This is a genomic window from Shewanella fidelis ATCC BAA-318 (assembly GCF_000518605.1).
GTDB lineage: Bacteria > Pseudomonadota > Gammaproteobacteria > Enterobacterales > Shewanellaceae > Shewanella > Shewanella fidelis.
Window position 1 is genome coordinate 90,159 of sequence record NZ_KI912459.1, and the last position, 8,156, is coordinate 98,314.

Annotated in this window: 4 protein-coding genes and 1 tRNA gene; 4 read left to right on the forward strand and 1 reads right to left on the reverse strand. The window is 43.0% G+C overall.

What is annotated here, in order from left to right:
* Positions 1 to 50 precede the first annotated feature (50 nt).
* Positions 51 to 2,630 carry a DNA mismatch repair protein MutS gene (gene mutS, locus L884_RS0116540; RefSeq protein WP_028768539.1) on the reverse strand — a complete coding sequence of 860 codons (2,580 nt, stop codon included), beginning with the start codon at positions 2,628 to 2,630 and terminating at the stop codon, positions 51 to 53.
* 320 nt (positions 2,631 to 2,950) lie between these two features.
* Between mutS and recA the strand changes: the two genes are divergently transcribed.
* The 4 genes from recA (at position 2,951) to L884_RS0116560 (ending at position 8,155) form a co-directional block, all read left to right on the forward strand.
* Entirely contained in the window at positions 2,951 to 4,018 is a 1,068-nt protein-coding gene (gene recA, locus L884_RS0116545) for a recombinase RecA (RefSeq protein ID WP_028768540.1), read from the forward strand.
* 266 nt (positions 4,019 to 4,284) lie between these two features.
* Positions 4,285 to 6,912: an alanine--tRNA ligase gene (gene alaS, locus L884_RS0116550; protein WP_028768541.1), complete on the forward strand. Its 2,628-nt coding sequence runs from the start codon at positions 4,285 to 4,287 to the stop codon at positions 6,910 to 6,912.
* Positions 6,913 to 7,378: 466 nt separating this feature from the next.
* Positions 7,379 to 7,576, forward strand: coding sequence for a carbon storage regulator CsrA (csrA, locus tag L884_RS0116555; RefSeq protein ID WP_006082602.1), 198 nt, complete (start codon positions 7,379 to 7,381; stop codon positions 7,574 to 7,576).
* A 487-nt stretch (positions 7,577 to 8,063) separates the two neighbouring features.
* A tRNA-Ser gene (locus L884_RS0116560) sits at positions 8,064 to 8,155 on the forward strand.
* Position 8,156: the final 1 nt, after the last annotated feature.

The window sequence follows — 8,156 nt, forward strand, 5'->3', positions numbered from 1 at the left end:
GCAGTTACTGGTAACTGCGCTTTTTTATGCCTTAGTGAGTCTAAGTGACGCTATTGCGTCAACTTTTTAAGATTATATAAATAATCTAGTGCCTGTTTTGGGGTTAGCTCATCAGGATTTAGTTTACTTAATGCTTCTAAAGCTGGTGACGGCGCAGGCGCTGTGAAGCTTATTGTTTGTTGCACCGGGGCGTATTCTCCGGTTTGACCTGCATGATGTTCACGAGCTTCCAATTGCTGTAGTTTATGTTTAGCAGCACTAATTACGCAGTTTGGCACGCCAGCAAGTGCTGCTACTTGTAAACCGTAACTTCTGCTAGCTGCACCTTCTTGCACCGCGTGCATAAATACAATGCTGTCACCATGTTCAACGGCATCTAAATGGACATTTTCAACGTTAGATAATAGCTCTGGTAGCTGAGTGAGCTCAAAATAGTGAGTGGCAAACAAAGTCATCGCTTGTAAGTGCTTCGCTAAATATTCTGCAGCAGACCACGCAAGAGAAAGGCCATCGTAAGTAGAAGTACCACGGCCAATTTCATCCATTAACACTAGGCTGTTAGGTGTCGCATTATGTAAGATATTAGCGGTTTCAGTCATCTCAACCATGAACGTAGAGCGACCAGATGCCAAGTCATCTGATGCTCCAATACGGGTAAATATGCGATCAACAGGGCCAATGACAGCGTGCTCGGCTGGCACATAGCAACCTATGTGTGCCATTAATGTAATGAGTGCAACTTGGCGCATATAGGTCGACTTACCGCCCATATTCGGACCGGTAACAACTAACATTTTTCGTTGATTGTTTAGGGTTACCGGGTTAGCGATAAACGGAGTTTGACTGACTTGCTCAACAACAGGGTGACGACCGGCCTCAATCTGGATCCCCGGGTTAAGTGATAACTCAGGACAATGGTAATTCAAGCTTTCAGCACGCTCAGCGAAGTTACATAGTACATCAAGCTCTGCTGCGGCTTTGGCAAAGTCTTGTAGCTCATGTAGCTTAGGTAAAATCAGATCAAATAGCTGTTCCCACAATTGTTTTTCAAGCGCTAATGCCTTGCCTTGGCTGGATAACACTTTTTCTTCGTGTTCTTTAAGCTCAGGAATGATATAGCGTTCAGTGTTTTTCAGTGTTTGCCGGCGTTGGTAGCTTAATGGCACCAGTTCGGATTCGCGACGGCTAACTTCAATATAGTAACCATGGACTCGGTTATAGCCCACTTTTAGTGTTGAAATACCTGTTTGCTCTTTCTCGCGTGCTTCGAGCTCGTTGAGATAGTCGGTTGCGCCTTCACTTAACTTACGCCACTCATCAAGCTCAGCATTGTAACCTTGTTGAATAACACCGCCATCACGAATGAGCATTGGAGGGTTATCAACAACTGCACGGCTGAGCAAATCCAACTCTTCAGGGAATTCACCTATGACTTGAGATAGATATTTTAGATGGCCAGCATCCGCTCGAGTTAACGTTTGTTGTAGTTGCGGCAGTAAAGCCAGTGCTTGTCGTAAACGCGCAAAATCACGTGGGCGTGCATTACGTAGTGCGATACGTGCTGTAATACGTTCAATATCACCAAGGGCTTTAAGATCGTCAGCTAGGGTTTCAAAATCGCCAGTCTCTAGTAATTCGGCAATGGATGTTTGTCTCGCTCTGATTATGTCGTGATCGCGCAGGGGTTGATGTAACCAGCGCTGTAGCATACGACTTCCCATAGGCGTCACTGTATTATCAAGTACTGAAGCGAGTGTGTTTTCACGACCGCCTTGCAGGTTGACTGTTAGCTCAAGATTACGGCGAGTTGCTGCATCTAACACGATACTGTCTGACTGATTAAAACGCACAATCGAATTGATATGTGGCAGGGCTGTGCGCTGGGTATCTTTTACGTATTGCATCAAGCAGCCAGCTGCTTGTAGCGATAGCCTAGCGTCTTCAATACCAAAACCCTTTAAGTCTTTGGTACCAAACTGGTTCAGTAATAGGCGATGACAGGTGTCGTAATCAAACTCCCACTCGGGGCGGCGGCGCGTACCGCTCATTCCTGCAATTAAGCTCATTTGCGAAAAGTCTTCGCTATAGAGCAGTTCAGCTGGATTAGTACGCTGTAACTCAGCCTCAAGTGCTTCGGTATTGGCTAGTTCAGTGATGACAAATCGGCCTGATGCTACATCTAAAGTGGCGTAGCCGTAACCGGTTTTCCCTTGATAAAGCGCTGCAAGCAGGTTGTCTTGCCGCTCTTGTAATAGGGCTTCATCTGTCAAGGTACCCGGAGTGACAATACGTACCACTTTACGCTCAACTGGGCCTTTGGAGGTCGCTGGATCGCCAACTTGCTCGCAAATCGCGACAGAGACGCGTAACTGAACTAATTTGGCGAGGTAACCTTCAACTGCATGATAAGGCAAACCAGCCATAGGAATTGGGTCGCCGCCACTTTTACCACGAGCAGTGAGTGAGATCCCAAGTAACTCTGAAGCCAGTTTGGCATCTTCATAAAAGAGTTCATAGAAATCGCCCATACGATAAAAGAGCAGCATATCAGGGTGCTGTGCTTTTAGGGTGAGATACTGACGCATCATTGGGGTGTGTTTTTCTAAGCCTTGCGGATCAATAGCGGTCATCGATTTGTTTTGCCTGTTATTTACTGCGGCGTCTACTAGCGCCCTAAACAATATTGGCACTAATCTTATCAATATTTTGCTTAGATTAGGCGTAATTCTTACAGTGTTTACTGAATAAATTACTGTATAAAGTTGCCTTGCTAAATTAAGTGTCTGATTATTAAAGTTTAATAAAATATTTTTACACAGCACTTGATACTGTATGATTGTACAGTATACTAGGTTCATATTAAGGCGCTAGCCATGGCTTGTTGAGCCATAACCCAAATGATAATTCAGTGCTAATCATGTATAGCACTGCGATCCAGAGGATACCCGGAATGAAGACAGATCCAAATAAAGAGAAGGCACTGAACGCTGTTTTAGGTCAGATTGAGAAGCAGTTTGGTAAAGGCTCAATCATGAAGTTAGGTGAAGACCGTTCAATGGATGTTGAGACTATCTCTACTGGTTCGCTTGCTTTGGATGTGGCTTTAGGCGCTGGTGGTTTACCTATGGGTCGTATTGTAGAGATCTACGGGCCAGAATCTTCTGGTAAAACAACACTAACCTTAGAAGTCATTGCAGCAGCACAAAAGCAAGGTAAAACTTGTGCGTTTATCGATGCTGAACACGCGCTTGACCCTATCTACGCGAAAAAGCTAGGTGTGGATATTGATAACCTTCTTTGTTCACAACCAGATACAGGTGAACAAGCCCTTGAGATCTGTGATGCATTAACTCGTAGTGGTGCGGTAGATGTTATCATCGTCGACTCTGTTGCTGCATTGACACCTAAAGCGGAAATTGAAGGTGAAATTGGTGATTCGCATATGGGTCTAGCTGCTCGTATGATGAGCCAAGCAATGCGTAAGCTTGCGGGTAACCTTAAGCAGTCAAATACCTTGCTTATTTTCATTAACCAAATCCGTATGAAGATTGGTGTAATGTTTGGTAACCCAGAAACCACAACCGGTGGTAACGCACTTAAGTTTTACGCTTCTGTTCGTCTAGATATTCGTCGTACTGGTGCGATTAAAGATCGTGAAGAAGTGATTGGTAACGAAACTCGCGTAAAAGTAGTGAAGAACAAGATTGCAGCACCATTCAAACAAGCTGAATTCCAAATTCTTTATGGTCAAGGTATTAACAGCACTGGTGAGCTAGTTGATCTAGGTGTATTGCACAAACTGATTGAAAAATCGGGCGCTTGGTACAGCTATAAGGGTGATAAGATTGGTCAAGGTCGTGCTAATGCAGGTAAATACTTAATCGAAAACCCTGCTATCTCTGACGAAATTGAGACAACGTTACGCGCTATGTTGTTAGGTGGTGAGAAGATTGCAACTGATTCATCTGCCGACACTCCAGGTGACAACATCGACTTAGAAACTGGCGAAGTATTCTAATCATAGTTGGTTATTAAACTAAGCCTTGCGTTGTGAAAAATCGCGCTGCACTTATGGTGTAGCGCGATTTTTTTATGGTCACTTTAGTTACGTAATAACAGCAAATATAGAAATCTATTGTTGGCGACAGCATAATTTCTTAGTAGACACGCAGTTTTGTATCAACAGGGCTGGTTGTTAGTCATGACTCTGCTTATAATGCTATCCATCAAAATTTATCAGTTAGCCTTCAGGCTTATTTGCACAACCTAATTCAGGACGGTTTCATGTATCAAACCACTGCAGCACTGCGAAGTGCTTTTTTGGAATATTTCCGCACTAATGGTCACCAGGTCGTAGATAGTAGCTCTCTCGTTCCAGCGAACGATCCAACGTTACTTTTTACTAATGCGGGTATGAACCAGTTTAAAGATGTGTTTTTGGGTGCCGATAAGCGCAGCTATACTCGTGCAACTTCTTCTCAGCGTTGCGTGCGTGCAGGCGGTAAACATAACGATTTAGATAACGTAGGTTACACTGCGCGTCATCATACGTTCTTTGAAATGTTAGGTAACTTCAGCTTCGGTGATTACTTTAAAGAAGAAGCAATTAAGTTTGCATGGACCTTCCTGACAGAAGAACTCAAACTACCAACTGAACGTTTATGCGTCACTATCTATGAAACTGATGATGAAGCGTTTGAAATTTGGAATAAGAAGATTGGTGTAGCAGCAGAAAACATTATCCGCATTGGCGATAATAAAGGCGCTGCGTACGCATCTGACAACTTCTGGCAAATGGGTGATACCGGTCCTTGTGGTCCATGTACAGAGATTTTCTATGACCATGGCGATCATATCTGGGGTGGCCGTCCGGGTACACCTGAAGAAGATGGCGATCGCTTTATTGAGATCTGGAACATCGTATTCATGCAATATAACCGTCAAGCTGACGGCGAAATGAAACCACTGCCAAAGCCTTCTGTTGATACCGGCATGGGTATTGAGCGTATCGCAGCAATTATGCAAGGCGTACACTCAAACTACGAAATCGATATTTTCCAAGCGCTAATTAAGAAAACAGCAGAAATTTTAGGTGTAACTGATTTAGAAAATAAATCTTTACGCGTAATTGCCGACCATATTCGTTCATGTGCGTTCTTAATTGCGGATGGTGTAATGCCATCAAACGAAGGGCGTGGTTATGTATTGCGTCGTATTATTCGCCGTGCAGTACGTCATGGTAACAAGCTCGGTGCAACAGAAAGTTTCTTCTATAAGCTGGTTCCAACACTGATTGAAGTGATGGGCGCAGATGCAGCAAAAGATCTTACTGCAACCCAAGCGATTGTTGAAAAGTCACTAAAAGCGGAAGAGGAGCAATTTGCTCGTACGCTTGAGCGCGGCTTAGGTATTTTAGATGCTGCACTTAATGAGCTAACAGCAAAGGTGCTAGACGGTGAAACAGCATTTAAGCTTTATGACACCTATGGATTCCCTGTTGATTTAACTGCGGACGTTTGTCGTGAACGTGATATCACTGTAGATGAAGCTGGTTTTGAAGCGGCAATGGCCGAGCAACGTAGTCGCGCACAAGCTGCGGGTCAATTTGAAACAGACTATAACGAAGGTCTTAAAATTGATGAGCAAAGTTGCTTTACTGGTTACACCGAGCTTAATAACCAAGCAACAGTGACTGCAATATTTAAAGCAGGTGAGTCTGTTGATACTGGTGTTGCTGGTGACGAATTAGTCGTCGTTCTTGATAACACACCATTTTATGGTGAGTCGGGTGGTCAGTGTGGCGACAAAGGTGTATTGAGTGCCGAAGGTATTGAGTTCACTGTAACTGACACGCAGAAATATGCTCAAGCAATTGGTCATATCGGGCGTCTAGTGAGTGGTTCAATTAACGTTGGCCAAGTATTAACTGCCAATGTTGATAAGAAACTGCGACACAGAACTGAACTGAATCACTCTGTAACGCACCTTCTACATGCTGCACTACGTCAAGTACTTGGTACACACGTAAGCCAAAAAGGCTCGTTAGTTGATCCAGAACGTTTACGTTTTGACTTCTCTCACTTTGAAGGGGTTAAAGCTTCAGAGCTAAAAGAAGTTGAAGAGCTAGTGAATACGCAAATTCGTCGCAATCACGAATTGACAGCGGAAGTAATGGACATCGAAACTGCCAAAGAAAAAGGTGCTATGGCACTATTTGGTGAGAAATATGACTCTGAAGTGCGTGTTGTTACTATGGGCGATTTCTCTATCGAGTTATGTGGTGGTACTCACGTAGGTCGTACAGGTGATATTGGTCTATTTAAGATCACTTCAGAAGGCGGTATTGCTGCTGGTGTTCGTCGAATTGAAGCTGTGACAGGTGCAGCAGCGATGGCTTATGTAGCTAAGCAGCAAGCAGAGCTTGAAGAAGCAGCTGCGTTACTTAAAGGTGATAGTGCATCAGTTGTTGCTAAGCTTAAGGCGCAACTTGATAAAACTAAGCAACTTGAAAAAGAGCTGTCACAGCTTAAGGATAAGTTAGCTGCTGCGACCAGTGCGGATCTTGCTGGTGAAGCGGTTGAAGTTAATGGCGCTAAAGTACTGGTTAAAAAGCTCGAGGGTGTTGATGCTGGTGCGCTTCGCGGTCTGCAAGATGAGCTAAAGCAAAAACTACAATCTGGTATTGTCGTATTAGCTATTGCCGGTGAAGAGAAAGTAAACCTAATCGTAGGTGTAACTAAAGACTTAACTGGCAAAGTAAAAGCGGGTGAACTTGTGGCATCTATCGCAGTTCAAGTTGGCGGTAAGGGCGGTGGGCGTCCAGATATGGCTCAAGCCGGTGGCAGTCAACCAGAAAACTTAGACGCAGCTTTAGAGCAAGTACTACCTTGGATCACAGCTAAGCTGGCTTAAAGAAATCCTTTGAATTAAAAAACGTCCTTAATTGGACGTTTTTTTATGCCTGTCATTTAATATTGAACACTATAGCGTTTTGATGCTTTATAACAATACTCATGTAACTAGGTTTCAAAACGCTTTTTGTTTAATGTCGATTAGTTAAAAATCCTGCATACGACTCTTAATCAGGTGTGATTTCTTGTTTGTTTTTTGCTTTAGATGTGACGGTAAGGTTTGGTTGGTGTATTAACTTGTGGTAGCTTAATGTTAATGCTTGAGGGGGGAGGTTATGAGTAAAAGTTGTTCTTTAACTGCTCAAAAAGGTTTCAGGCTGGAAACTGTGATTTAATACTCGAAAAGGTGTAATTATTTGACGCTTTTCTAATAGAAAACTGTTAATTTGTACTAAGCTGACCTTATAATACAAATATAACGGAATTGTGCCGTCTAAAGCAGAATTAGGAACTAAAGGAGCAAAGTAATGCTGATATTGACTCGTCGTGTTGGTGAAACACTGATGATTGGTGATGAAGTAACTGTCACTGTATTAGGCGTTAAAGGTAACCAAGTGAGAATTGGTGTAAATGCACCTAAAGAAGTCTCTGTACATCGTGAAGAGATTTACCAACGCATTCAATCTGAAAAGTCAGGTACGCCATCAGAAGGCGGTAACTTTTGATCTAAACGGATCAGTCAAGAATTCTAGAAGCCAGTTAATTATTAACTGGCTTTTTTATTTTTAGGGTTAAAGTTTTACTGTGATAAAGAGCGAAAATACTGGCAGTGATTTTTGTGGCTACCATAGATAAGTATTTTGCTATGGGTTGTATCAACCGTTTCGCAAGTAAACGAGCGATTGCATTTGAAATGTTTGCCTGTGTGAGTATTTCGGGTAATAAGGCGATTATATAATAGCCAAAAGATATTATATTGTCGCTCGAAAGGCTTAATATTATTTTTTATGTGCAAGTGATTAGTGCTTATCTTAAGTATGTTTGCCTCTGTTTGACTGATAAATATTAGCTTTATGGCGCTTAAAAAGTGACTTTAATGGTAAAGTTAGACTGTTATACAGACAAGGTGCTTAAAAACAGTTCAAACGCGTAGGGTTTCTTAAAAAGGGTTTGACTTATTTTCGGCAGACAGTAATATGTGCGCCAAGAAACGGAGAGGTGGCCGAGTGGCCGAAGGCGCTCCCCTGCTAAGGGAGTATGGGCTTTAACTCCCATCGAGGGTTCGAATCCCTCCTTCTCCGCCAT

Bases quoted from the DNA above. Each gene is read 5' to 3' on its own strand.
- mutS (WP_028768539.1), bottom strand. From the start codon at position 2,630: ATGACCGCTATTGATCCGCAAGGCTTAGAAAAACACACCCCAATGATG.
- recA (WP_028768540.1), top strand. From the start codon at position 2,951: ATGAAGACAGATCCAAATAAAGAGAAGGCACTGAACGCTGTTTTAGGT.
- alaS (WP_028768541.1), top strand. From the start codon at position 4,285: ATGTATCAAACCACTGCAGCACTGCGAAGTGCTTTTTTGGAATATTTC.
- csrA (WP_006082602.1), top strand. From the start codon at position 7,379: ATGCTGATATTGACTCGTCGTGTTGGTGAAACACTGATGATTGGTGAT.